Genomic DNA, 25,272 nt, shown 5'->3' on the forward strand with positions numbered 1-25,272 from the left:
CGGACACGCGCCTCCCCGCGCGCAAACCGGCTCAGATCGCCTTGAACAAGGGGCTGCGCACCTGCTGCGCATCGGCCGCCGAGATGAACTTCTCGGTGTAGATGTCGCGCTCGAACAGGCGCCCCTGCATCAGCGTGGTGATGCAGGCGTCGATCATCAGCGGCGGCCCGCACAGGTAGGCCTTGTGGCCGCGGAAGTCGTTGTCGAAAGCCGCTTTCGCCGCCTCGTGCACGAAGCCGCGGAACCCCGTCCAGTCCGTTCCTTCCGGCTCGTGCGACAGGGCCGGCACGTAGCGGAAGTTGGCATGCCTGGCGGCCAGCGCGACGAACTCCTCGTGGTAGTAGAGTTCCTCGCGGTTGCGCTGCCCGTAGATGAGCGCAATCGGCTGCTCGAAACCCTCTTCGAGCAGGTCCAGGATCATGGCGCGCGGACTCGACAGACCCGATCCGCCCGCCATGAAGATCAGCGGAACGCGCGCCGACTTCTTGACGAAGAAGCGCCCGTAGGGGCCGGTGATGCGCACCCGCTCGCCGGCCTGCATGCGCTCGTGCACGTAGGCCGTGCCTTCGCCGCCGGGCACGATGCGGATGTTGAGTTCGACCTCACCCGCCCGCGACGGCGCGCTCGCGATCGAGAACGCGCGGCTGCCGATGCCGCCGGGCAGCGCTAGGTTGATGTACTGCCCGGCCTGGAAGCGGATGCCGGCGGGCTCGTCGAGCGCGATCCACACGCCCTTGATCGTCGGCGTCAGCGTTTCGATGCGGCTGACGACGCCGTCGAAATCGCGCACCGGCAGGTTCTCGGCGTCCGGGTCCTCCTCGATCTCGGCCTCGATCACGAGGTCGCTTTCGGCCCGCGCACAGCACGCCAGGCACTTGCCCTCGTCGCGCTCGAAATCCATCAGCGCAAAGCTCGAGGCCTCGCCGTGATCGACCTCGCCGTCGCTGACCTGCACCTTGCAGGTCGCGCACAGGCCGTGGCAGCAGGCGTGGGGCAGGTAGATGCCGGCGCGCAGGGCCGCATCGAGGATGGTCTGCCCCGCCTCGATCTCGATCGTCTGGCCCAGCGGCTCGATGGTCAGTTCGTAGCTCATCCCTGCCCCTTCATGCGGCGGCCAGCAGGGTGTTCAGCCCGGGCGTGCGGAAGCGGAGCTGGTCCTTGTGGCCGATGCCGTTGCCGGCGAGGCTCAGCGACGGGTCCGGGACGAAGGGCTGGTTGTCCTTCAGCCACTCGACCTCGTTCCAGTCCAGCGCGGCGGCGTCGGGGTCGGCCTGCAGCAGCGCCGCGAGCGGCCCCCGCAGCACCTCGCAGAACGGCGTGGCCGGCGGCAGGCACAGCATCAGCGGCGCGGCGAACAGCAGGTGGTGGTCCCAGCTCAGGTACACGATCTGCTTGCCGCCGTAGTTCTCCACGCGGTCGCGGGCGACGCCGATGTATTCCTTCAGTGAGGTGACAGCCATTGTCAAGTCTCCTTGTGTTGGTGGGCGCAGGTCACAGGTTCGAGGTCGCGAGCCCGCGCCATTCGTCGAAGTGGCGCTGGTCCCGCGAACCGTCGTAGTCGCCGTTGTCGGCGCCGTCGCGCAGGCTGACCCAGTCCATCCACGCGGCGACGTCGCCGCCCAGCTCGCTGAACAGCGCCGGCATCGGCAGCCAGGCCTGGATGTACTTCTCGGGCTCGCGCTCGAAGATGTCCTTGCAGCCGTCGGAGCAGAACTGGTACTTCTCGCCCTTGTAAACCGTCTCGCGGTGGCAGGTCAGGGTCGGGTCGCCGGGCTCGGTGAACACGCACGGCAGTTGGCAGCACTGGCACAGCCTGGCCAGGCCGTAGTTCTTGAACGGCGTGCCGGCGGCCTTGAGCTTCTTGATGTGCGCCCAGCGCGGGCGGTAGTAGCGGTCGAAGGTGTCCGGGTACTTCGCCGACAGCCAGGCCATGTCGTCGTCCGACGGAATCCAGCTGTGGAAGGCGGTGCCGAAGCTCCACTGGTAGAGGCCGAGCATGAACTGGTGCGACATGTGGTCGATGGCCTGCTCGGCGTCGTCCCAGCCCTTGGGCGGGCGGATGCCGTAGCGCGCCAGGTCGCGGAACAGCGCGCCGCCGTTCTCGACGCCGTAGATTTCCCAGGCCTCGCGCCACGACATCACGCGCTTGGGCAGCATGTAGTCCATCATCGTGCTGACCAGGCCGAGCACGCGGAAGCCGCGCCAGAACCACTTGTCGATCCAGCCCTGCACGATCGGCAGGTTGTCCGGGTCCTGCTCGAGCATGAACTTGATGCACTCCAGCCCCAGCGTCATGTGGCGCGCCTCGTCCGACTGCGCGGAGAAACCGAAGGTGACGGTCGCCATGTCGCCGTTGTAGGCCGCGCCCGACATGAAGGGCACGAACAGCAGGTTGGTCAGCACGTACTCGAACGAGAAGCCGATCGCGATCATGAACTCGAAGGGCCCGGCCGACATCGCGTCGTCGAAGAACGAGCGCGCGACCGAGGTGTACCAGATGCGGTCGCGCGCGTCCGCGAAGGCATGGAAGCCGTCGTAGTAGCGGTTGTAGTTCGACATCGCATGGATCTGCGTCTGGGCGTGGCGGATCTCGTCGATCGCCTGCATCTGGCAGGCGACCTGGGTGCCGACGCCCGGAAACTCGCGGCCGATGCGGGCGAAGCCCTTGTGCGCGGCGTATTCGCCCGGGCTGATGGCCTGCAGGAAGATCTTCAGCGCCGACAGGTAGCGCGCATCGGTCAGGTTGAGGTGGCCGTTGTTCTGCGCATGGGCGTCGATGATGGCGTAGAACTTGCGCTCCTTCTCCGCCTGGTACTTCCAGTAGGCGTCCATCGTCAGGCGGAAGGGGTCTTCCCATTTGTCCCAGTCGTGCACCTTGATGCCTTCGTAGCGGACGTAGGGGAAGACGGCCTCCCTGGGCTGGTAGCCCGTCTCCCAGCCCAGGTCGCGGGTCAGAATGCGGTAGCGCTCCTTCATGCCCAGCTTTTTCCGGGCGGCTTTCATATCCATGGTGTTTGCCTCGCTCATTCGTTCCAGCTCAGGGTCAGCGTGTCCTCGTCCTCGTCCACGTTGCCCGAAAGGGTGATCAGGTTGATCTGCAGCTCCTGCAGGTCGTAGGCGCGCCCGAGCTGCTCCTCGATGGTCTCGCGGCGCACCACGAGCCGCCCCGGCGCATCGATCTTGACCATCGCCGGCTGGCGGTTGACGACCGCCTGCGGGTTGTCGATCTCGATGGCGTCGATGATCGGGCGGGTTTCCTCATTGGCCTGCAAGGCGATGAATACGGTGGACATCGTGTTTCCTCAGAAAGAGATTCCGGTCTTGTGGATGCGGGCCTTGAACGCGGCGATGTGCGCGGCGACGGCCTCGTCGGCGTCCGCGCCGAGCACCAGCTCGACGACCGGCACCAGCGCGGCGGCGGCGCGGTCGCTCCAGTGCGCCATCCAGCCCTGCAGGACCTCGCGGTTGTGGTCGGACTCGGCGGCCGCGGTCTTGAGCACCGCATCCACCCACTTGCGCGTCTCGTCGAACCACTCGGCCATGAACTGGGTCAGCATCGCCACCGCGCTCGCCCCTCTGGCCGACAGTTCGTCATCGACGATGCGGCCGTAGACCAGCGGATACAGCAGGCCGTCGAGCGCGGCGTTCTGCGCCACGAACAGCTCGAACGGGTCGCGCACCACCATGCAGTCCTCGACGTAGCGCCGCAGCGGCTGCCAGGCCGGGCCGTCGAGCCAGGCGGCCTTGCCGGCGTCGAGCGCGTCCACATCGCCCAGCAGCATGCCCAGGCGGGACAGGTACTGGGCGATGCCGAGGTTGTCCATCGCGTGGTACATGCAGGGCTGGGTGAAGGAGGTGCCGAAGCCGTAACCGCAGACGAAGGTGTTGTTCTGGTTTGCGCCCCAGGCCGCGTGGCGCAGCGGCACCAGCAGGCGCAGCGTGGCCTCGCGCAATTCGGGGGCCAGCCTGTCGGCCAGGCCGCGCGACTCGACGAAGGCGAAGTTGGCCTCGGTCGTGTCCTGCTGGCGCGCGCGCGTCAGGGTGTAGGTGCTGTAGTAGAACTGGCGCGGGTCCTTCAGCGCGTACCAGTCCCGCATGACGATGCGGGTGATGCCGGCGTCGTAGAGCTGCTGCTCCGGGTCCCAGGTCGGCCGGTAGTGCAGGTTCTCGGCGGCCTGGATGTCGTAGCTGCCTTCCTGGTAGCGCGACGCCGGCTTGTCGCCGAAGCGGCGGACCAGGTGGTCGAAGGCGTTGCGCTGCGGCTGGATGCTGACGGTGCGAAGGTCGATCTGCATGTTTTCCCTCCTGCGCCGCCCCCCGGGGGGACAGCGCCTGCTGTTCATCGGAATCGGATATGGGTGGCGTCGGCGAGCCGCCAGTCGAAGTCGTCGGGCGTCTTGCCGCCCGCGCCGCCGTCCGGCGGCGGCAGGAATTCCACCGCGTTGGCGGCGCAGAACTCGCTGAAGGCGTCGCGGCCCAGGATCAGCTCGACGAAGAGTTCGGGGTCGCCGATGGCGAAGTCGAATTCGACGAAGCCGTTCGGCCGTTCGCCGGTGACGCGCACGAAGCGCCGGGCGGTGTCGAAGGCCGGCGCCGCACTGGTTTCGGTGACTGCCATGGCAGCCGCCTCAGGTCACGACGGTGAGGAAGGTTTCGTGCAGCTTGCGCTGGACGTAGTCCAGCCCGCCGCCCGCGCCCAGCGCCTCGAAGGTCCAGGTCAGCGGCTCGTGGTCGGGATAGGGCTGGCGGTCTTCCTTGAAGGTCTCGAAGCGGTTGCCGGAGGGGTCCCAGGCATAGATGGTGCGGCCGCGCGTGACGCCGTGGCGGGTCGGCCCGATGTCCACCGGCACCTTGTGCATGGACATGATGTCGCCGGCGCGCAGCACGTCTTCCCAGCTTTCCATCAGGAAGGAACAGTGGTGCAGCTTGCCCGGCTCGGGGTACTCGGCAAAGGCGATGTCGTGCGACTTGATCGAGCAGTTCAGGAAGATGATCAGGTTGGCGTTGCCCTCGGGGTTGAGCACCCGCTCGACCAGCGTGAACCCCAGCACCTCGGTGAAGATCTTCTGCACTTCGCCGATGTTCGGCCCGTACAGCAAGGCATGGTCGAGACGCAGCGGCGCCATGCCGCGCTTGTTCTCGGGCGCCCACGGCGTCGGGTTGACCAGCCCGCAACCGTTGCCGACGGCGCTCTTCTTCGCGTACAGCTCGAACCAGTGCCCGGACGGCACCTGGAAGCGCACCCGCTCGCCGGTCTCCAGCAGGTCGCCGGCGGGCAGGCGCGTGGTGTCCAGGCCATAGGCGCGCAGCTCGGCTTCGAAGCGGTCCAGCGTGGCCTCGTCGAGCACCTTGAAGCCGATGAAATCCAGCCCCGCGCAGTCGGCTTCGCGCAGCACCACGCTGTGGTGGTCGATCTCGTCGCGGCATTTGAGATAAACCCGCCCCCCGGCGTCGCGCCCGGTTTCGGTCAAGCCCATGATGTCGCGGTAATGGCGAACGGCATCGTCGAGATTCATCACCCTGAGCTGCACGTGCCCCGGTCGCAGGACTCCTGTCATGGCCATCTTCTTGTCTCCTTGTTCAACGGTGGGTGCGGGCAAGGCGCCTGACCGATCCGTCAAGCATCAAACCCATTTATCAAACCTTCACCATTCTTTATGCAGAGACCGTGCCATGATCGGCAAGCTCATGTATTCATTGACGTTTCCATGAATTCGGCAGGAACCCCGCGGCGCCCGGCCTGACGCTTTGGTCCGCCCGCGCCGCCAGCCTGACGAAAACGTCACGGTGCAGCGCAGCAATGCCGCGGAGCCGCGCCGCCGCCGGTCGTCCTCGGCGCCTCCAGGCCACGGCAAGGCTCCGCCGCCGCATTCACTGAGGAACGAATCTGATCGAAGCTGAAAACCGGGCCGCGAATCGGAGGAGCACTGCCATGGAGCCGGTGGTTCTGTTCTACAGCTACGCGCACGGGTGCCTTCGGCGACGCGGTCGGCCCCGGCGAATTGCTCGCCCTGGTCGGCCGCACCCTGCAATCGGCCTGATGCGGCCCGGCGGCTGGGCCGGCCTTCAGTCCGCGCGTGCTTCCCCGGCCTGCTTCAAGCGGTAGGCAAGCTGGCGCCGGGTGATGCCCAGCAGGCGGGCGGCATGGGTGAGATTGCCCTGGGAGCGCTGCACGGCCAGGTTCAGCAGCCGCTTCTCGTGCGCATCGAGATCGAAGCCTTCCTCGTTCAGCAGCGTTTCGCACAGGCGGTCGCGGGCGGCATCGACGGCGCGGCAGACGCCGCCTTCGTGATCGACCGCCGCGGCGGCGCCGACCGCCGGCGCCCCGCCCGCGAACAGATGGTCCACCTCGATCCGCCCTCCGGCCGGCGCCAGCAGCACGCCGCGCTCGACGAGGTTTTCCAGCTCGCGGATGTTCCCCGGCCATTGGTAGCTCATCAAGGCCTGCATCGCGCGGTCGGTCAGGCCTTCGAGCGTCTTGTTGTACTGCGGGGCGAACTTGTCGAGCATCGCCGCGACCAGCAGCGGCACATCCGATTTGCGCTCGCGCAGGGGCGGAATGGTCACCGGATAGGTGGCGAGGCGGTAGTACAGGTCGGAGCGGAAGCGCCCTTGCGCGATCGCCTGCTGGAGATTGACGTTGGTGGCGGCGACGACGCGGACATTGACCTTGCGCGTCTTCTCGTCCCCCAGGCGCTCGACCTCGCCCGTCTGCAGGACGCGCAGCAGCTTCACCTGCGCGGCCAGCGACAGCTCGCCCAGTTCGTCGAGGAACAGGGTGCCGCCGTCGGCGCGCTCGAAGCGGCCGGCGCGGGACTGCTGGGCGCCGGTGTACGCCCCTTTCTGGACGCCGAACAGCTCGGCCTCGATCAGGTCGTTCGGGATGGCGGCGCAGTTCACGGCGACGAAAGGCTGTTCGCGGCGGTCGCTGTTCTCGTGCAGCCAGCGCGCGAAGACTTCCTTGCCCACGCCCGTCTCGCCCAGCAGCAGCACGCTGATCGGGCTGTTGGCGGCCTTGCTGAGCAGGTCGAAGGCGGCGCGGAAGCCCGGCGAACGGCCGACCAGCTGGCCGAGCTCCTTGCGCTCGCGCAACTGGCCGCGCAGCTCGACCAGTTCGGCCTCCATTTCCTGCAGTTTCCAGTCGAGGTTCTCGGGCTTGAAATGCGCCAGGTAGGGGTCGTCCCCCCAGGCCTCGGCCGGCTTGCCGACGATGACGCACTTGCCGTCACCCTTGCACAGGCAGTGCGTCTCGCGGAACACGATCAGGCGCTTGAAGAAACCCGTGACGTAACCGGAAGCGTAGCCCACCAGGGTCCAGCACGCGGCCTCGTGGCCGCTGCCGAACTGCTGCAGGTGGGATTCCGCCTCCCACGAATTGTCCCATTCGACCTCGCCGAAGAAGCTGCCCACCTCCCAGTCGATGTCGGCCCGCGTGATCGTCGCCCTGACCAGGCCCTCGAAGGCATGCAGCTCGGGACCGATGCGGAAGACGTCGTAGTTGTCGCCGCTGCCGTACAGCGTGGAGGCGAGGTCGGCGTCCTGCTGGCCGGAGACGAAGCCCATGCGCAGCAGCAAGCCCTGCGCCCGCCGCATGCCGAGGGAATCGAACAGTTCCTTGCGCAGCGCGCCCATCGCCCGCGCGTGCAGGAGCAGCATCCGGTTCTCGTCGAGCCAGATCTGCCCCTGATCGATATTGAACCGCAGCCTCGAACGCAGGTTGAACTGTTCGATGAGTCGTTGCTCTGCCATGTCCTCGCTCCGCATCCGGCTCTGAGACGCACCTCGCCGCCCGCATCGCGAGGGGGCCCGGCGCCGGCCGGTCTGTTCCAAGTGGCCTCGGCCGGCCACACGAGGCGCCACGTTACGCGACTGGCGCACCAAAGTGTAGAGGCCGGCAAGGCGCGGGCCGGCCTGAAGCGGCCTGCGCGCGAACCGCCGTATCCGATGTCAATACGTGGGGCGGCCGGCGCGCAGGTTCATCAGGCGCGAGAACAGGCGGCGGAAGGCCTCGTCCTGCGCACCCGCCTTGCCGAGCTCGGCGTTCTCGCGGAAGGCCAGCGCAATCTCCGCCCAGTCCTCGTCCCGCAGATGGCGGGCGGCGAGCGGCAGCAGCAGCTTTTCCTCGGTGTTCAGGTGGCGCCACTGCGCTTCGACGAAGCGGTCGATGTCGTCGCCCAGGCGGGTTCGTGCCCCGGCATCACCGCCGGCTTCGCTCAGGCCGGCCACGGCCTGTTCGAGTTCGGCCAGGCGGCGGGCGCCCTCGGCGTGCTCACGCTCGAGGTCGGCGATCAGCGGCCCGGCCTCGGCGCTACGCTGCCCGAGCCTGGCGAACAGGTGGCGTTCTTCCTTGGGGTGGTGGAGCCGCTCGGGAAAGGCGCGCAGGTAGTGGAGCAGCGACGCGGTCAGCGTGTGGTCGGTCTCGGCGCCGGAACGCAGGCGCGCCGCCTGTTCCCGCAGCCCGGCGCAGATCGCGGCGATGGCGCGGTGCTCGTCCTTGATGATGTTGACCGCCGCCGCGGCCGGCGTGCCGCGCACGTTGGCCTCGACCGTCGCCACCAGCACCGGCAGCGTGGCATGGGCCAGCACCTTCTGCGTCTGCGAGCCGATGATCAGCGCGCGCACGCCGCGCCGGCCGTGCGAGGCCATGTAGATCAGGTCGCAGCCGCGCTCGGCCGCCACGTCCAGGATCAGCTCGTAGGGCCGCGCGCCGGTGCGCGCCACGCCGTCGCAGTCGACTCCGGCGGCGCCGGCCGCGGCGACGGCCTTGGCCAGGATCGCGTTGGCCTCGCCCATCGCCAGCTCGGCGAAGGCCTGCGGCGACAAGGTCCGCGCCAGCGCGCCCTCGCCGCTGGCGCCGTAGTCCTCGCGCATGGTGAAGAAGGTGATCTTCGCCCTCAGCGCCGCGGCGAAGGCGACGGCCCGGGTGACGAGGCCCGTGCCCAGTTCGGAGCCGTCGAGCGGCACCAGCAGATGTCGATACATGTCCCGTCTCCTTCGGATCAGACCGCGATCGCTTGCTTCGGCCGCAGCAGGAAGTGCCCCAGCGCCGGCAGCAGGATCAGCGCCCCCAGCATGTTCCACACGAACATGAAGGCGAGCAGGATGCCCATGTCGGCCTGGAACTTGATCGGCGACCAGGCCCAGGTCGCCACGGCGAGGCCGAGCGTGATGCCGGTCAGCACGACGACCTTGCCGGTGAAGATCAGCGCGCGGTAATAGGCCTCGGACAGGCTCATGCCTTCCTTGAGCCGGGCCAGCGTCACCGTCATCACGTACAGCGCGTAGTCGACGCCAATGCCGACGCCGAGCGCGATCACCGGCAGCGTCGCCACCTTGACGCCGATGTTGAGCCACACCATCAGCGCCTCGCACAGCACCGAGGTGATCATCAGCGGCACCACCGCGCACACCACGGCCCGCCACGAGCGGAAGGTGATGAAGGCCAGCACGATCACCGCCGCATAGACCAGGAACAGCATCTGCACGTTGGCCTTGCGCACGACGATGTTGGTCGCCGCCTCGATGCCGGCGTTGCCGGCCGCGTTCAGGAAGCGCAGCTCGTCCGTGCCGTGGCGCGCAGCGAAGCCCTCGACCACGTCCACCACGCTGGCCAGGGTGTCGGCCTTGTGGTCCTTCAGGTAGGCATAGACCGTCAGCAGGTCGCAGTTCTGGTTGAACATCTCGCGCGGCGCGCGGGTGATGATGGCGTTGAGCATGTCCTGCGAGCGCGGGATCTCGAACCACTTGAGGCTGCCCTCGTTCATGCCGGCGTTGGCGACCTTGGCCAGGCCGGCGAGCGAGCTGGTGGCCTCCACGCCGGGCAGTTGCTGCAGCGCGCGCTCCAGCGCATCGACCGCCATCAGCGTGCCGTACTGGCCGCAGGCGTACTGCGGCGTCCTCACCATGACGATGTAGACGTCGCTGCTCGCAGCGTAGTTGGCGGTCATGAAGGCGTTGTCGCGGTTGTAGCGCGAGTCCGGGCGCAGCTCGGGGGCGCCAGGGTCGGTGTCGCCGATCTTGAGCTGGAAGCTGACCGCCAGGCCGAACGCGCCCATCGCCAGGCCGCAGGCCACGGCGACGGTGGCCCATTTGCGCCGGGTGAACAGGTCGAGGAAGGCCCAGAACGGGTGCTTGGCATGGCCGCCGTCGCCGGCCTCCGTCAGCTCGGCCGCCAGGCTGCGCTGGGCGGCGACCGGGCTGACGCCGGTGTAGGACAGCAGGATCGGCAGCAGCACGAGGTTGGTGAAGATCAGCACCGCGACGCCGATGCTAGCGGTGACCGCCAGGTCCTGGATGACCTGGATGTCGATCACCATCAGCACCGCGAACCCCACCGCGTCGGCCAGCAAGGCGGTGAGCCCGGCCAGGAACAGGCGGCGGAAGGTGTAGCGCGCCGCCACCAGGCGGTGGGTTCCGCGGCCGATGTCCTGCATGATGCCGTTCATCTTCTGCGCGCCGTGGCTCATGCCGATGGCGAAGACCAGGAAGGGCACCAGCACCGAATAAGGGTCGAGCTCGTAGCCCAGGGTCGGCAGCAGGCCCAGCAGCCAGACCACCGCGACCACCGAACACGCCACCACCAGCAGCGTGCTGCGCAGGCAGCGGGTGTACCAGAACAGCACCGCGGTGCAGATGGCGATCGCCACCGCGAAGAACACCATCACCTGGCGCAGGCCGTCGATCAGGTCGCCGACGACCTTGGCGAAGCCGGTGACGTGGATCTTCACCGTGTCCGACTCGTACTTGCCGCGCAACTGCTCGATGCGCTGCGACAGCGCGTGGTAGTCGATGCGCTCCCCGGTTTCGGCGACGACGTCCTGCAGCGGCACGAGGAGGATGCTGGAACGGTAGTTGGCGGCGACGAGCTGGCCGATCTCGCCGGAGCGCTCGACGTTGATGCGGACCTGCTCCAGGCTTTCCGGCGAACCGTCGTAGTCGTCCGGGATGACCGGGCCGCCGTCCAGGCCGTCCTCGGTGACCCCGGTCCAGCGCACCGCCGGCGCCCACAGCGACTTCATGTAGGGGCGGTCCACCCCCGGCATCAGGAACAGCTCGTCACTGAGCCTGCGCACGGTGTCGAGATAGGCCGCGCTGAAGATGTCGCCCTCGGTGGTCTCGACCGCGATTCTCAGGCTGTTGCCCATGCCGGCGAGCTGGCTGCGGTTTTCCAGGAAGTTGACGATGTAGGGATGGCTCGTCGGAATCATCTTCTCGAACGCCGCGTTGAGCCGCAGGCCGAACGCCTGCCAGGCCAGCACCACGGTCACCAGCAGGCAGACGGCGACGACGGCCAGGCGGTTGTCGAAGAGCAGGCGCTCGGGCAGCGAGCCCGAACGCGCATCGAATTCCGCGATGTCCGCGATCACGGCCTCGGCCGGAAGAGTATGTGCGACAGCCATTATCTGGATTCCACAGCAAGTCGAGCCGGTTCGACACGGCTCAGTCCGCGCGCGCCGGACAGCACGAGCGTCCCGTCGCCGCCCTGGGCGATGCCGGTGAGGCCGGCCGGGAAACTGCCCGCCACGGGCGTGAAGCTGCGTGCGCCATCGACGCTGCGCAGCAGGCGCCCGCTTTCATCGGCGAGCACGATGGAGCGGTCCGCCAGCACGCTGCCGCTGGTCAGCGTCACCGCCTGCCCCAGCTCGATCTGCCGCCAGCTGGCGCCACCGTCCGCGCTGCGCCAGACGTTGCCGCGCAGGCCGTAGGCCAGCAGCGTGTCGCGATCGAGCGCCAGCGCGCCGAACCAGGTTCCGGGGTAAGGGGTCTCGATCGCGCTGAAGCGCTGCCCGCCATCGAGCGACCTGAACAGCGCCCCCTGCTCGCCGGCGATGAGCACGTCGGCGCCGCTGGCACGGACCGTGTACAGGTGCTTGCCGCGCGGGTTGGGGATGCGTCCCGTCAAGGAATGCCAGCTCCGCCCGCCATCGCCGGTCGCCAGCGCGAGTCCGTAGGCCCCGACGGCGAAGCCGCGCTGCCCGTCCAGGAAGTGGACGCCGAGGAAAGGCTTGTCCGGCCCCTCCTCGACGAGGCGCTGGGCGTCGCGCAGCGCGCGGGCGGCGGCGTCGCCCGTATCTGCGTCCGCGCGGGCCCGGGCATCCTCGAAGATGATGCGCGCGACCTCGCGCCCATCGAGCCGACGCTGCCAGGTCTCGCCCCCGTCCGTGGTCTGCAGCACCACGCCGCCGTGGCCGACGGCCCAGCCGTCGGTGGAGGTGACGAAGTGGACGTCGGTGAGCGCGACGCTGACCGGCACCGCCCCGGCCTGGCGCCAGGTGCGCCCGGCGTCGTCCGACAGCAGCACGAGGCCGCGCACGCCGACGCCGACGAAGCGGCTGCCCGCCGCCGCCACGCCCAACTGCGGCGACTGCTGCGCGCGGACGTCGGCGCTGGCCGGCGCCTCGAGAAGGTCGGGCACGGCCTGCGTTTCGGCGGCCAGGACCATTGCCGCAGCCAGGACTGCAGGCAGAACGACGGCCGCGCGCGCAATGCCGCGCCGGCCTGGAACCCTGATGGACATGATTCGGAACCCGTGTCCTCACCGCGCCCCGGCCCGCCTGGTAGCGGGCGGCGGCGGCGAGCAATCTGAAAAACTGGGGAAGCGGCCGCCTCGCCGGCCGGCCCCGCGCGCATTCCGCGGCGGCGGCCGGCGGGCGCCGCGCAGGTCAGCGTGCCGCGTCGGCCGCCACCGCGTCGCCGGTGAAGTAGGTCTCCGCCTTGCGCTCGACGACCTTGAAGTCCTCGTCGTTGAGCGCCTGAATGACGCTCATCGTGCCCGCCTGCAGGTTGAAGACGGTGGCGGTTTTCATCAACGTGGCCGGAATCTTCGGCACCACGAAGGGCGTCACCTGGGTCGTGCGCCACAGCTTGCCCTCGGCGTCGTAGCCGTCGATCAGCGCGATCAGCCAGGTGTCCTCGTCGAGGTAGTAGCGACGCTTGGGCACCGCATGGCGCTTGCCGGCGGCGACGTTCGCCTCGACCACCCACACGCGGTGGCGCTCCCAACGCACCTGATCGGGGTTGAGGTGGTGGCGCGACAGCGCCTCTTCCAGCTTGGCGCCGACCAGCCCGTTGTTGTTGTACGGGATCAGCATCTCCTGCTTGCCCACCAGCTTCCACTCGAAGCGGTCGAGCTGGCCGAAGAAGCCCTGCACCTCGTCGAAGTAGTTGGCCCCGGAGGCGACGAAATCGGGCGTGTCGTAGGACACCGTCGGCGCCCGCCGCACGCGGCGCTGGCCGACGAGGTACTGCCAGGCCTGGCGCGCGTTCTTCTGGTCGATGCCGTCGCGGATCACCAGCGACTCGCCCGCCTTGAACGGCGGCTCCAGCGTGTTGAAGCGGAACATCGCGTATTCGCCGGACCATTTCTCGATGGTCGCGTCCTCGTAGTACGGCGGGTACTGGAAGGCGATCTCGTTGCGCGTGGCCAGCGTGTGCGAGCCGTCGGCGTTGCCGACGATGTTCTTGAAGCGGTATTCGATCGACGGCGCCTCGACGCGCAGCAGGAAGTTCCACATCACCTCGACGCCTTCCTTAGGGATCGGGAAGGGAATACCGCCGATGCAGCCTTCGAGCGAATAGCCGCCGTCCCTGGTGCTGCAGCGCGTCGCGTTCAGCGCGGTGTTGTCATAGACGCGCTGCGGCGCCGCCGCGGTGCGGTGCGTGGGGTAGACGTCCAGCCGGAAGCTGTCCGGGTACTTCTGCAGCAGCGCCTTCGTCCCTTCCGACAGCACGGCGTCGTGCTGCCCCATGTTCTGGGCCGTGACCTGGTACAGCGGCTTCTCGGCGGCAAAGATCTCGCCCGGGATGTCGCCCACCTTCCGGCCCTGCAGCGGCTTGGTGATGCCACCGTCCCAGGCCGGGATGCTGCCGTCGGCGTTGCCCGCCTTCTCGGCGCCCAGCGGGGTCAGCGCGCTCTTCAGCCTGGCGGCCTCGTCGGCCGTGACCGCCGCGCCGGCGGCCTGCGCCATCAGCATGGCGGCCGTCGCGGCCAGCGGCAGAATCTTGTGCTTCATCATTGTCGTCTCCTGAAATTCTCGTGTCCGGGGGTCAGAACGTGCGCTGGATCGATAGCGAGACGAAATCCCGGTCGCGGTGGAAGTTGTCGTACGAAAGCTCGGGCACCGCGGTGTCGTAGCTGATCACGGAGCCGCCCGCACCGAAGTAGCGCGTGTAGTTCAGGCCCGCCTGCCAGGTCCGCTGGTAGTCGGCCTTGACGCCGATGCTGAAGTTGCCGCCGCCTTCGGACGGGAACAGCACGCCATTCACCGAGGAGCGGCCGCTGAGGCCGTAGCTGAGGCCGATCAGCACCTGCAGGTCGAGCCCCGGCGCCACCTGGAAATACTCGGGCGTGAACACGAACTGGATCGCGCTCGCGCTGCGCGTGGCGAGGCGGTCCAGCTGGTGGGCGTTGTCGGTGATCTTCAGCCGCCGGTTGTAGGCGAACTCGCCGATGAAGGTCGCACCGTCCCACAGCGCGCTGCCGCCCAGCACGCTGATGGCCGACAGGTTGAGGTGCATCGTCCGGCCCTTGGGGAAGGCTGCGTCGTCGCCGCCGTCGGCCGTGGTGTCGCCCGGCAGGATCATCGTGATGCCGCTGCCCACCAGCGGCATGTTGTCGCGGAAGGACAGTTCGCCGGCGACGTTGGTCTCGCCCAGCAGGGTGCTGAAGCTGGCGCCCACGGTGCGGATGTCCTCCGCATAGACCATGATGTAGTCGCCGATGCTGCCGGGCTGGACGTTGACGCCCGGGCGCACGTAGAACTGGGGCATCTTGTCGTGGAACTGCGCGGCATAGAAGCCGTATTCCGAATCCCCGGCCTTGAAGCGGAGCTGCACCCCGCCCTGGCCGGAATCCTTCGCCTCGATGTCCTTGCCCCGGAAGACCTCCTGCCCCGGCCCGAGGATGAGGCGCTCGCCGCCCTCATCGACGAAGTCGGCAAAGCTGAAATAGCTGCCCGCCGCCGGCAGGCGCGACTTGCGCCATTCGGCCTGGTAATAGGCGCCGAACGTCACCTCGGGGTTGATCTGCAGCGTCACCGACACCTGCCCGACCGGGCGCGCGACCTCCTTGAACTGCGAGTTGGGCACCGACAGCGCGCGCGCCAGGTCGAGCGGCGTCTGCGCCCCGGCGATGCCGTTCGAGCCGAAGAACAGGCTCTCGCCGTAAAGCTGGGTGAGGCGCCCCGCCTTGAGGTTGAGGTTCATGCCGGCCGGCTCGAAGCTGCCATAGACGAAGGCATCCAGGAACTCGGCCTTGCGTCCGTGCAGCTTCTTCGTCGCCCGGGTGAATTCGTTGTAGCGCGCCGAGCGCTGGTTCAGCAGCGCGCCGCCGAGGGCGCCCGGATTGTCGTTCGACTCGTTGTAGACCTGGTCGTACCAAGCCGCCCCGCTGATGCGGAAGCCGTACTTGCGCATGTAGCGGAAATCGAGCTCGGACAGCAGGTCGAGCCGGTTCGAGACCAGCCCCCGGCCGAAATTCTGGTCGCCGTCATTGGTGTTCGCCTGCGGCCCGATGGAGTCGTCCGCCACGCCGCGGTCGATGCCGCTCACGCGCCAGCTCGCGCTGTACTTGACGGTGTTGTCCCAGCTCATCCTGATGTCCGGATTGCCGGTATCGATCTGAAACGCGAGCGCGGCGCCGGAGGCCGCAAGCCCCGCGAAGGCGCCGGCAACGGCACGACAGACGGATTTGATGCGAAAACGGGTGCGGCCGTGCGGGTGTGCCCTCTTGTCCATGCCTTCCTCCTCCAATCGTTATCTGGATCCCGGATCCGTATCCGACCTACCGGGATGGCACGAACCTTATAGAGCAGTCGAAATGCCGTCCAATACCGACTTATGGACCGATTAATACCTTTAAAGTATGATCATCCCGGATCGATACCGGAGAAAGCGCATGGACCTGCGCCACCTGAGATATTTCATCGCCGTCGCCGAGGAACAGAACATCGGCCGCGCCGCCACCCGGCTCCACATCTCGCAGCCGCCGCTCACCCGGCAGATCCAGCAGCTCGAAGAAGAACTGGGCGTCCGCCTGCTGAACCGCACGCCGCGCGGCGTCGAGCTGACCCAGGCCGGGGCGCTGTTCCTCGACGAAGCGCGCAACATCCGCGCCGTCGTCGAGCAGGCCACCGAGCGCACCCAGCGCGCGGGGCAAGGCAAGCTCGGGCGGCTGGACGTCGGCATCTTCGGCACCGCGATCCTCGACGCGATCCCCAAGCTGCTGCTGGCCTTCCGCCGCTCCTACCCGGAGGTGAAGATCGTCCTCCACACCATGAACAAGGGCGAACAGATCGAAGCCCTGCGCCAGCGCCGCATCACGGTCGGCTTCAACCGCATGCTGGCGCCGCTGCCCGACATCACCACCCGGCTGGTGGCCAACGAGAGGCTGCTGCTGGCCATGAGCCACACCAGCCCGCTGGCCGCGCAAGAATCGGTGCCATTCCCGGCGCTGCGCGATCACCCGCTCGTGCTCTTCCCTACCGGCGCGCGCCCGAACTTCATCGACAAGGTGATGACGCTGTGCCACGAAGCGGGCTTCGAACCCATCGTTTCGCAGGAAGTGAGCGACGCCATCACCGGCGTGGCACTGGCCGCCGGCGGCTTCGGGGTCTGCCTGGTACCGGAATCGACCACCTCGCTGGCCCTGCCCGGGGTGATCTACAAACCCCTCACCGGCCTGCCCGACCATGCCCAGGTCGATCTGAGCTGCATCTACCGCAGCGACGATCAATCCCCGATTCTCGAAGCCTTTCTCGGCACTATCGAGCAAATGCGTTCCACTCTTCAGTCAGGAGCGGCCTTGACGGAATGAGCCTGGCAATCAGCATGCGGGAGCACAAAACGAAAACCCCAGCCGGGACGGGCTGGGGTTTGGATTCTGGTGGGCGGTACTGGGATCGAACCAGTGACCCCTGCCGTGTGAAGGCAGTGCTCTACCGCTGAGCTAACCGCCCGATCCGGCGAAAGATTCGCGCGATCGGTCTGCGAAAGGAGGCGCTTGAGGCCTGGTGGGCGGTACTGGGATCGAACCAGTGACCCCTGCCGTGTGAAGGCAGTGCTCTACCGCTGAGCTAACCGCCCTTCCGCAAAGAGGGCGCATTGTAGAAGCCGCGCCCGGGCCCGTCAAGCCGGCTTTTTGCTGTCAGTTGAACATCCAGTTCGACAGCAAAGGCGAGCCCGGCCACAGCCGCGAATCCGCTTGCCACCAGTACGGCAGCAGCAGCGATATCCTTGGCGGCACCGACTTCGGGGTGCTGCTCGGGATGCAGGTGGTCGATCAGGGTTTCGAGTGCCGTATTGAGCAATTCAGCCATCAGTACAAAGCCCACCGCGAGCCCCAGGATCGCCCACCACACCGGCGCGGGCCGCGTGGCGAGCAGCACGGCCAGCATCCCGGCCGCGGCAGCCAGATGCGTACGGAAACTGCGTTCGGCGCGGAGCGTGCGCTTCAACCCCAGCAGCGCAAAATGCAATCGCCGGGAAAAGTGCTGGCCTTTCATCCGCGTTTTCCCCAAACCAGTTCGGCCACCATCCACCAGCCCAGAGCCCAGGCTCCGCCAGCCAGCCATCCCGCCAGCACGTCGGTCGGCCAATGGACGCCGAGATAGACTCGGCTCAAGCCCACGATGCCCGACAGCAAGAGTGCGGCCCCCACGATATAGCACTTCTGGACCCGCGTATCGGCGAGACGGATGAGCAGGATGGCGAGCGTCAGGTACACGGTGGCCGACATCATCGAGTGGCCACTCGGAAAGCTCGCACTCGTGACGAAATCACCATGCGGGATCACGTCCGGCCGCGGCCGCGAAAAAACCTCCTTGAGCAGCGTGCTGAGCAGTATCCCACCCAGCGCCGAAGCCAGCACGAACAGCGCCATGCTTCCTCGCCGGGACAACAGCAGGAACAGCACGGCCAGACACACCACCAGACTGAGCCCCAAGGTGCTGCCCAGCGCGGTGGCGTCGCGCATCATGGACTGTAGCCACATCGGCCCACCGCCATCGGGCTGCGGATGCAAGGCCAGCATGATGGTGCGATCCACGTCGAGGGTATCGCCCGCCGCCACTTCATGCGCAACCACGACGAAACCCCCGACCGCCAAGGCCAGCAGCACGACCGCGAGCGTACGGGGTTCCAGCCATGTGCGCAGAAATCTCATCTCCTCCCCTCCCGCCGATGCTGCGTTCGCCCCTGATACGGCAGCAGTCTGCCGCGCCGCCGCTAAAATGGTCAATCGATCAATGACAAGCGCGAGAGCAGCACTCTGCGTCGCTTCCGACCTGCCACGATTCCATGCACGACCTGAACGCCGACTTCATCCGCTGCGCCCGTCTCATTGCCGAAGCCGATGGGCTTCTCGTCACGGCCGGCGCCGGCCTCGGCGTCGATTCCGGCCTGCCGGATTTCCGCGGCAACGAAGGCATGTGGCGAGCCTACCCGGCACTCGGCAAAGCCCGCATGCAGTTCCAGGAGATCGCAAACCCGGCCGCCTTTCACGACCAGCCCCGGCTGGCCTGGGGTTTCTACGGCCACCGGCTGGCCTTGTACCGGCAGACCCAGCCCGGTGCCGCGTTCGACATGCTGCGGGAGATTGCACGGCACCTGCCACACGGCACTTTCGTCTTCACCAGCAACGTGGACGGGCAGTTTCAGAAGGCTGGTTTCGACCCGGATCGCATCGTCGAATGCCACGGCTCGATTCATCACCTGCAATGCCTGGAGCCTTGCAGCAGCGCGATCTGGCCTGCCGGGGATTTTGCCCCCGAGGTCGATGCCGACGCCTGCGAACTGCTCAATACTTTCCCCTCGTGCCCCCGCTGCGGCGCGCTGGCGCGCCCCAACATCCTGATGTTCGGCGACTGGGGCTGGATCGAAGACCGTTCGGCGGCGCAGCAGGCGCGGCTGGATGCCTGGCGGCACACGGTCGAACGCCTGATCGTGATCGAGATCGGCGCCGGCACTGCCATCCCGTCCGTCCGCCTGTTCGGCGAAAGACAGGGCGCGCCGCTCATCCGCATCAATCTGCGCGAAGCGGGCATGACGTCAGGGACGAAGGTGTGCCTGCCGCTGAGGGGCAGCGAGGCCATGAACGGCATCGTGAATGCCTTGCGCGAAGAAGGGTTTCCTGATGCCTGAAAAATTCACGCCTGTGGGGCACTGGCCCAACGGCGGTTTTGCCTTGCTCGGCGACGGAAAAGCGAAAGCCCGGGCACGCCGGGCTTTCGAATTGCTGACTGGCAGCGTGTCCGGTGGGTGCTGACGGGGTCGAATTTGTTATCCAACATACTGATTAAAAAAATATTTTTCAGTTCAAACTTTTGCATACCCCCACTTATACCCCACACTCCTCACGGCTAGCGTTTGCCCGAGTCCGGCACGCCGTTGAACTGCCGATGGCGGGCGAGTGTGTCAGCATTATTGCAGGGTGACATTGTAGGCGAAAGGCACGCCACAGCCGCCCTAGTCGAGAGGCCTGTAACACCCCCCGTCCCCTCTGCGCCGCACCCTACACCTATACGCCATATCGACTATCTCATTTCACGCTAGACGCTTTTTCGTTTAAGCTGAATCAAGATTAGTCGTTATCACGTATATAGAGTCCAGCATGAAGCCGCAACCGCGTATCCGCAACCCCGAGACGCTCGCCCTGCTGGGCAAGCAGTTGCGTCGTGCCCGCGAGGCAGCTGGCTTGGTCCAAAGCAATGTGAAGCACATGCGTCAGGGCACCGTATCGAAGATCGAAAATGGCCGCGAAGTCACGCTGGACACCTTTCTCACCTACGCTGCCTCGCTTGGACTGGAGGTCGCGCTGGTCCCGCTCGGGCAAGCCGCCCTGCTCCAGCCGACGATGCCTTCCGACGAACGGACCTCGACCGCCCCTGAACCGGCACCGATGGATCTGCTGACCGAATTCGATCATCTGAAGGACCCGCAATGAGTACCGTGCACTCACTGGAAGTGCGCTTGGGCGATCTGCGGGTCGGCTACCTGACGCACTACCCGGACGAAAAAACGATCTTCGTCGTCAGCGAGGATTTTATCGACCTCGGCCCCTCGCGTCCCATCCTCACGCTGTCTATGGCCCGCCCGGGCGAAGAGGCACAGACGCGGGCGCTGCTTCGCGATGAGCGCCACAAGTCCGCGTCGGTCAAGGCACCACCCTTCTTCTCGAACCTGCTGCCCGAGGGCGGCTTGCGTGCCCGCATCGCCGAGCGACTGAAGGTCCACGAGGATCGGGAATTCCTGTTGTTGACCGCGCTCGGGCACGACCTTCCCGGTGCCGTGGTTCTGGTGCCCACCGACACGCCTGACCATCTCCGCATGAAACACGGCCTGCCGGTCTCGCCGGCGGCCGACGAGCTGGCTGAACTGAAGTTCTCGCTCGGCGGCATGCAGATGAAGTTCTCGATGCTACGCCAGGGCGAGCGCTACACACTCAACACCGGCGGCAGCCTGGGCAACTACATCATAAAGCCGCCTTCCCGGGACTTCGAAGCCTTGCCACAGGTCGAGGCAGCAACAATGGAAACCGCCCGTGCCGTCGGCATCGACGTTCCAGAAGTGATGCTGCTGCTGCCGGAGCAGATCGACGGCCTGCCCGGTATGTCCGGCTACGGCCGCGGCGAACCGTTCTACGCGATCCGGCGCTTCGATCGCCCCGATGGCGGCCGCACGCACGTCGAAGACTTCGCCCAGGTCTTCAACCTGCGTCCTACCCAAAAGTATGGGCGGGTCAACTACGACATGATCGCGCTCACGCTGCTGCGCTACGCGGGTGGCCTGCCGGACCTGAAGGAAATGACCCGCCGTCTCGTGCTCAACGTCCTCTTGGGAAACGGCGACGCCCACATCAAGAACTGGTCCCTCATCTACGGCGATCCGACGCATCCGCGCCTGGCTCCGGCCTACGACCTAGTGTCCACGGTAGCCTACACTACCCATGACACATCGACCGCTCTCAACATGGCGGGCATCAAACGCTTCGACACGATCAGCCTGGACACCTTTGCCGCCCTGTTCGCCCGGATCGGGCTGCACGACCAAGTGCGTGACGACTTGCTGGAAGAAGTCCGCATCACGGCTCACCGTGTGCAGACCGCATGGCAAACCAACTTTGCCGCGGCCGGCGTGCCCGAGCACCTGACCCGTAAGGTCGAGGCACATATCCTGGCCAGCCGACTGAAGCAAGCATGAGCAAACTCACCCCATGAAAACTGCTCCAGCGTCTTGCCGATCGCTCAGGTGTGGCGCCCGTCGATGGACAGCTGCCCTCCTCACCCCTACTAGAAGAGACGACTCCCGCTAGTCTAGGTCTATGGCATGCAGGGCAGCCCATCCGCTCAGCGGCCGGCTTTCGGCCTGACCTGCCGGTGGCTTGATATGGGTAAAGACAGGCCGCAATGTGGCGGTCACCTGCCGTTCGGCCATCAGACGACGGCGAACGGCAGCTTCTCCATCCTGTGAACTGGAGCTACCGACCCGTTGCCGACATTGACAGCTATTATTCAGTCTTCGAGCTTTGCGCCAAGCCGGTAGTTCTCCGCTTGACAAATGGCCCTTCGAATTATTTTACGAGCTAATTTTTCAACTCTCTTTCCCGCACTCGTGATCGCCGTATCCCAATTCGGATGGTTATAGTTTCCAAGGCGGCTTGGCAATCCAAGATACTCCAAGTAAGAGCTGGTCTCAGTCCTCGCGTCGCCGGCGTGAGCCACCAAATGACGCAGTAGCTTCGCTTCGGTTCGTGGATGAGGCGAATGGGAACCGCCAGAGAAAGGCGGGTAAGCCTCTTTATCTCTGGTGTTCGGATATGACAATTCAATAATCTGGAAATGAAGCAGAACCCTAAGCGCAGAATCTTGTGCCTCAGTAGCCAGCGCCCAAAGCCGTAACTGCAGTGCCAGTGCGCCTGTCCAGGTAAGCGGGCGCACTTCCTTGGGCAGTGGTCCATGGACACGCCAACAGAGCGAAAGAGTCGCTGTTACCGTGCGCCGACACATCTCTGCCCGAAATTTCACGCATGTCAAGAACTGAATGCGATCAACCTCACGATCGATCAGAACCTGGGTAGAAGGATCCTCGTCTTCTGTTGACTCTACGGTGACATATATGCCATCAGGCTTTTTTAAGACACACATTGACGCTGGCAGCGAATTCTTCAGACGCTCAAAATTGAGATCGATGGGCTCTCTCTCTGGGACGAGACGAAAGGTTGTAGCCATGTGGTGTAATCTACCGTAGAGTTAATAGGCGCAGAACACGCGCATTGAACACTCGGAGCCAAATCTTTCATTTTCTCATTCATCACTGGCCGGACTCGACCCAACGCGGACATCGACGCTGATAGGAAGCCGTCGGCTAGCCGTCTGAATTCACCGGCCTGTGCAGCCTTTTGCTCAAGTCCGTTGAAATGATGGGCTTCGGCACCGTCATCTATGCAGGAAAGGCAAGAATTGCCTGAAACGAGGAATATCGAGTCCCGTTAATGCTAAAAACATCTCTCTCTGAAGTGAACTGCAGGCTTGCGTCATGGAGGTCAGCGACAAATTTTGCGAAGTACAAACCGAAGCCACTCCCCTTCTCTTCGGTCTTCTTCGCTTCCAATGCACGAAAGCCTTTGGTAACGATTTTAGCTAGCTCATCCTTTTCGATGACTGGTCCCATTGAGCTAATCTTGACATCAATGGACTTCTGATACTCCTCCACCGTAATCACGATTTCAGAATTACTTGGGGCGTACTTAACAGCGTTTTCAAGCAGCAAGAAAGGAAGAATATCGAAAACGGGATAGAATTCAGACTTCTTGCGCGACTGCCCATTCATAGATATACGGACACTCTTGTGACGCGCACGAGGAGATAGCATCTTTCTCGCCTTATCAAACTTTCCGTAAACACTTCCCGTTATTTTCCTCTCTGAAGAAAATGCCTCGGGATTGGTTTCAAAGTCAATTAAATCCAATCGAGCGCTAACCATCTGGGCGGTTTGAAGTATCGCTAGTGCTTGTTGCCTCGCATTATCGGCGTTCTGAGTGTTGAGCGATAACGCCGAACCTTCATTCTCTATCTGAAGGAGGCGAGTCAGCATCTCAGAGTTCGCCTTGATGACCCGATTGAACTCGCGCACTTCGTGCATCGTGTCTTTCAATACCTGCTTGAGGTCAGAAAAGTCTATGTCGTTCATCTTTATATTCGCACCCTGAATCAATCTACTATCCGGCTACGGTAGAGGAAAGAAGCCCGGTTAGCACGTCAGAGAAAAGCGAGCCAGCGAAGCTAAGCAGTCTTTGGGTTGTTTCATCAGCTAAGCCAGCACCAGTAATCTTCGTCGTTAACTTATTTCTGTCCCTTGTCGTTACTGCTTCGATAAAGGCTTGCTCAAGCAGAAGTGCTGCCCACAGTTCAAGCCTTGCCTCCTCCAACAAAAATCGGCGCATTCTGAGCCATCGCTGCTTTGGCTCTGCCATTACTGAAATAGCCTCATCAAGAACCTTCACCCACGCCTCTGTGTCCGCGTCCTTCTTAAGGCTGGTGTCAGCTACACGAAAATACTCATTGTATGTGGCATCAAAACGGAAGCCAGTGAAGGCAATAATATATTTTTCCGGAAAGGCCTTCCGAATTTCTCGGAAGAGATGGGCGCCCTCATGTCTTGATTTGAAGGTAGCTCCGACACCTTTAATGTCGCAAACTATCACTGGATACCCTGACACGAGATCGATTGCGGATATGTCTCTCATTTCATGAATTGAGAACCCGTGTGACGCCAGAACGTCTTTGAGAATGAAAGGCTGGTCATCGACCACGAGAACTTTCAGTCTCGATCGCGCAGAGGAGATGGCGATTTGTGTAGGCGCCAATTGGCCGAGAGGCTTTGGGCTTCCAATAGGAAAGAACATTTTAAAAATACTTCCTTTAATTTACCGGGCTGGAGAAAGTCCATCGAGACACCGAGCGTTCTTGTAGGGCGACCACCCGTCTGCGCAGCCTCGATCATCAAATCTTAGGGGGCAATTATCACAACTGTTTAGACCCTCAAAGCGGTTCAGGCATACTCAAAAGCTAGCGGTGCAACGAGCGTTCTGAATAATTATTTAGCATACACTGTTGCGCTAGTGGATGTCCGTTAGCAGCGCCAGCACTCAAAGGCAACTCTTGGCCGACAGCCGCAGTTGCCAGGATGGTAACCCAACGACTGCTTCGGCCGAGCACCTGCCCGTGGCGTGTCGCCACGAACAGCCGCTGTACTTTGTTTCCTGTCTTTCCGGCGACGATAGTTTGAACGTTGGCAGCGGGTCGATTCTGGCTGGTCACATCGCTGGACTGGATGGTCAAAAATAGGCTAACTGGTCATATATGGGCGTAATACGCAGCGCCTGCGCAGGTTCCCGCGAAACCACATCCGCGGCACAGGCGCGGCGCGCCAGACCATCGTGGCTGGGCATGTCCATTCACGATGGCTTCCCAGCGCACGGTCAGCTCGTCGACCTCATCGTCGGTGAGCAAGGCCACACGATGCGAGGTTCTGTGACCGGGTCGGCTCTGCATCACCACGTATCCGTGCCTGACGACCTGTTCGCCCGTCTGCCGCATGATGGCCGCGCGCTGGGCGGACAGTTCGATCACGTCGGAGAGATACGGGCGATCCAGCCGGCGGGTTTTCAGTTCGACCAGGATGATGACCTCTCTGCGGTCTCGATAGGCACGGCCAACCTTGGCGGTGAGCATCACCCGGCCGGGCGCCTTGAAGAGCTGCTCCGCATAAGCCAGCGTGGCACGCCGCAGTTCCCGGGGCATCCAGGCATTCTCAGGCTGCCAGCGAAGGCGATACGCCTACGCCAGCAGGACAACCGCGAGGATCACCGCGGCGGTCCATTCAAGCACGACGCCCTCCTTCGCGGCCGGCAATGCGATTCGCCCCCCACACGAAGGGGCGGAGCATCAGACGCACCGCCCCGATCAGCACGGGACGTCCTGCCAGCACACGGCACACACCCGGCGCGGTGCGGTAGTACGCCAGGATCAGGCCCCGGCCGATCGGCCAGGCGCGCAACACCAGATCGCGAAAGCGCCTCAGCACCATGACTTCCGAGCCTTCGCCGTACATCAGGGTCGCAATGAAGCACGGGCCTCTGGCGCCTGGATCCGACTCGGTCTCGCGCAGGAACCGGTAATGCTCGGCATCACCGCGTTGCTGCGCCGATCGTCGCTGGCCATGGAGGTGCTCGAACCGAACCAGTTGTTCGCACACCCCCATCTGCGCCAGTTGGGA

24 protein-coding genes and 2 tRNA genes are annotated in these 25,272 nt (G+C 64.9%); 4 read left to right on the forward strand and 22 right to left on the reverse strand.

Annotated features, from left to right (window positions below):
• Nucleotides 1-31: 31 nt before the first annotated feature.
• The 13 genes from QM748_RS06040 to QM748_RS06100 form a co-directional block, all read right to left on the reverse strand.
• Complete coding sequence (locus QM748_RS06040; protein ID WP_415246130.1) at nt 32-1,093, reverse strand: NADH:ubiquinone reductase (Na(+)-transporting) subunit F; 1,062 nt, start codon at nt 1,091-1,093, stop codon at nt 32-34.
• Between the two features lie 10 nt (nt 1,094-1,103).
• Nucleotides 1,104-1,460 (reverse strand): phenol hydroxylase subunit P4, encoded by a 357-nt coding sequence (locus tag QM748_RS06045; protein ID WP_415246131.1) that lies wholly within the window; start codon nt 1,458-1,460, stop codon nt 1,104-1,106.
• A gap of 31 nt (nt 1,461-1,491) precedes the next feature.
• The gene (locus QM748_RS06050; RefSeq protein WP_415246132.1) at nt 1,492-3,009 is read right to left on the reverse strand and encodes a YHS domain-containing protein; all 1,518 of its coding nucleotides are present in this window, start codon (nt 3,007-3,009) and stop codon (nt 1,492-1,494) included.
• A gap of 14 nt (nt 3,010-3,023) precedes the next feature.
• Nucleotides 3,024-3,293 (reverse strand): MmoB/DmpM family protein, encoded by a 270-nt coding sequence (locus tag QM748_RS06055; RefSeq protein ID WP_004334009.1) that lies wholly within the window; start codon nt 3,291-3,293, stop codon nt 3,024-3,026.
• A gap of 9 nt (nt 3,294-3,302) precedes the next feature.
• The gene (locus QM748_RS06060) at nt 3,303-4,295 is read right to left on the reverse strand and encodes an aromatic/alkene monooxygenase hydroxylase subunit beta (RefSeq protein ID WP_415246133.1); all 993 of its coding nucleotides are present in this window, start codon (nt 4,293-4,295) and stop codon (nt 3,303-3,305) included.
• A 44-nt stretch (nt 4,296-4,339) separates the two neighbouring features.
• Entirely contained in the window at nt 4,340-4,618 is a 279-nt protein-coding gene (locus QM748_RS06065) for a phenol hydroxylase subunit (RefSeq protein WP_415246134.1), read from the reverse strand.
• Nucleotides 4,619-4,628: 10 nt separating this feature from the next.
• Nucleotides 4,629-5,564 (reverse strand): catechol 2,3-dioxygenase, encoded by a 936-nt coding sequence (locus QM748_RS06070; RefSeq protein WP_415246135.1) that lies wholly within the window; start codon nt 5,562-5,564, stop codon nt 4,629-4,631.
• 502 nt (nt 5,565-6,066) lie between these two features.
• Nucleotides 6,067-7,749, reverse strand: coding sequence for a sigma 54-interacting transcriptional regulator (locus QM748_RS06075; protein ID WP_415246136.1), 1,683 nt, complete (start codon nt 7,747-7,749; stop codon nt 6,067-6,069).
• A 198-nt stretch (nt 7,750-7,947) separates the two neighbouring features.
• Nucleotides 7,948-8,982, reverse strand: coding sequence for a universal stress protein (locus QM748_RS06080; RefSeq protein WP_415246137.1), 1,035 nt, complete (start codon nt 8,980-8,982; stop codon nt 7,948-7,950).
• Nucleotides 8,983-8,999: 17 nt separating this feature from the next.
• The gene (locus QM748_RS06085; protein ID WP_415246138.1) at nt 9,000-11,399 is read right to left on the reverse strand and encodes an efflux RND transporter permease subunit; all 2,400 of its coding nucleotides are present in this window, start codon (nt 11,397-11,399) and stop codon (nt 9,000-9,002) included.
• Complete coding sequence (locus QM748_RS06090; protein ID WP_415246139.1) at nt 11,399-12,517, reverse strand: WD40/YVTN/BNR-like repeat-containing protein; 1,119 nt, start codon at nt 12,515-12,517, stop codon at nt 11,399-11,401. Before QM748_RS06090 ends, QM748_RS06085 begins: the two co-directional genes overlap by 1 nt.
• Nucleotides 12,518-12,662: 145 nt before the next feature.
• Nucleotides 12,663-14,015: a DUF1329 domain-containing protein gene (locus QM748_RS06095; RefSeq protein WP_415246140.1), complete on the reverse strand. Its 1,353-nt coding sequence runs from the start codon at nt 14,013-14,015 to the stop codon at nt 12,663-12,665.
• Between the two features lie 31 nt (nt 14,016-14,046).
• A complete protein-coding gene (locus tag QM748_RS06100) occupies nt 14,047-15,735 on the reverse strand; it encodes a DUF1302 domain-containing protein (RefSeq protein ID WP_415246141.1) in 1,689 nt (562 codons plus the stop codon).
• A gap of 160 nt (nt 15,736-15,895) precedes the next feature.
• Here QM748_RS06100 and QM748_RS06105 point away from each other — a divergent pair, with 160 nt between their 5' ends.
• Nucleotides 15,896-16,813, forward strand: a complete 918-nt coding sequence (locus tag QM748_RS06105; RefSeq protein ID WP_415246142.1) for a LysR substrate-binding domain-containing protein — start codon at nt 15,896-15,898, stop codon at nt 16,811-16,813.
• A gap of 67 nt (nt 16,814-16,880) precedes the next feature.
• On the opposite strand, the gene QM748_RS06110 is transcribed toward QM748_RS06105, so the two are convergent.
• The 4 genes from QM748_RS06110 to QM748_RS06125 all read right to left on the reverse strand — a co-directional run bounded on the left by QM748_RS06110 (nt 16,881) and on the right by QM748_RS06125 (nt 18,160).
• Nucleotides 16,881-16,955: transfer RNA gene (locus QM748_RS06110), tRNA-Val, on the reverse strand.
• 52 nt (nt 16,956-17,007) lie between these two features.
• Nucleotides 17,008-17,082 (reverse strand) — tRNA-Val (locus QM748_RS06115).
• Nucleotides 17,073-17,501, reverse strand: a complete 429-nt coding sequence (locus tag QM748_RS06120; RefSeq protein ID WP_415246143.1) for a diacylglycerol kinase — start codon at nt 17,499-17,501, stop codon at nt 17,073-17,075. Before QM748_RS06120 ends, QM748_RS06115 begins: the two co-directional genes overlap by 10 nt.
• Entirely contained in the window at nt 17,498-18,160 is a 663-nt protein-coding gene (locus QM748_RS06125; protein ID WP_415246144.1) for a phosphatase PAP2 family protein, read from the reverse strand. Before QM748_RS06125 ends, QM748_RS06120 begins: the two co-directional genes overlap by 4 nt.
• Nucleotides 18,161-18,294: 134 nt before the next feature.
• On the opposite strand from QM748_RS06125, the gene QM748_RS06130 reads away from it, so the two are divergent.
• The 3 genes from QM748_RS06130 (at nt 18,295) to QM748_RS06140 (ending at nt 21,195) form a co-directional block, all read left to right on the forward strand.
• Nucleotides 18,295-19,137: an SIR2 family NAD-dependent protein deacylase gene (locus QM748_RS06130; protein WP_415246145.1), complete on the forward strand. Its 843-nt coding sequence runs from the start codon at nt 18,295-18,297 to the stop codon at nt 19,135-19,137.
• A 469-nt stretch (nt 19,138-19,606) separates the two neighbouring features.
• Complete coding sequence (locus QM748_RS06135; protein WP_415246146.1) at nt 19,607-19,939, forward strand: helix-turn-helix domain-containing protein; 333 nt, start codon at nt 19,607-19,609, stop codon at nt 19,937-19,939.
• The gene (locus QM748_RS06140; protein WP_415246147.1) at nt 19,936-21,195 is read left to right on the forward strand and encodes a type II toxin-antitoxin system HipA family toxin; all 1,260 of its coding nucleotides are present in this window, start codon (nt 19,936-19,938) and stop codon (nt 21,193-21,195) included. Before QM748_RS06135 ends, QM748_RS06140 begins: the two co-directional genes overlap by 4 nt.
• 311 nt (nt 21,196-21,506) lie before the next feature.
• On the opposite strand, the gene QM748_RS06145 is transcribed toward QM748_RS06140, so the two are convergent.
• From QM748_RS06145 to QM748_RS06165, 5 genes are all read right to left on the reverse strand, one after another.
• The gene (locus QM748_RS06145; RefSeq protein ID WP_415246148.1) at nt 21,507-22,223 is read right to left on the reverse strand and encodes a hypothetical protein; all 717 of its coding nucleotides are present in this window, start codon (nt 22,221-22,223) and stop codon (nt 21,507-21,509) included.
• A 211-nt stretch (nt 22,224-22,434) separates the two neighbouring features.
• Nucleotides 22,435-23,184 carry a sensor histidine kinase gene (locus tag QM748_RS06150; RefSeq protein ID WP_415246149.1) on the reverse strand — a complete coding sequence of 250 codons (750 nt, stop codon included), beginning with the start codon at nt 23,182-23,184 and terminating at the stop codon, nt 22,435-22,437.
• A gap of 28 nt (nt 23,185-23,212) precedes the next feature.
• On the reverse strand, nt 23,213-23,806 hold the full coding sequence (locus QM748_RS06155; RefSeq protein WP_415246150.1) for a hypothetical protein: 594 nt from the start codon (nt 23,804-23,806) through the stop codon (nt 23,213-23,215).
• A gap of 544 nt (nt 23,807-24,350) precedes the next feature.
• Nucleotides 24,351-24,797: a hypothetical protein gene (locus QM748_RS06160; RefSeq protein WP_415246151.1), complete on the reverse strand. Its 447-nt coding sequence runs from the start codon at nt 24,795-24,797 to the stop codon at nt 24,351-24,353.
• A gap of 79 nt (nt 24,798-24,876) precedes the next feature.
• A complete protein-coding gene (locus QM748_RS06165; protein WP_415246152.1) occupies nt 24,877-25,251 on the reverse strand; it encodes a CFI-box-CTERM domain-containing protein in 375 nt (124 codons plus the stop codon).
• Nucleotides 25,252-25,272 lie beyond the last annotated feature (21 nt).

The sequence above is a fragment of the Thauera sp. genome (genome assembly GCF_047601425.1).
Lineage (GTDB): Bacteria > Pseudomonadota > Gammaproteobacteria > Burkholderiales > Rhodocyclaceae > Thauera.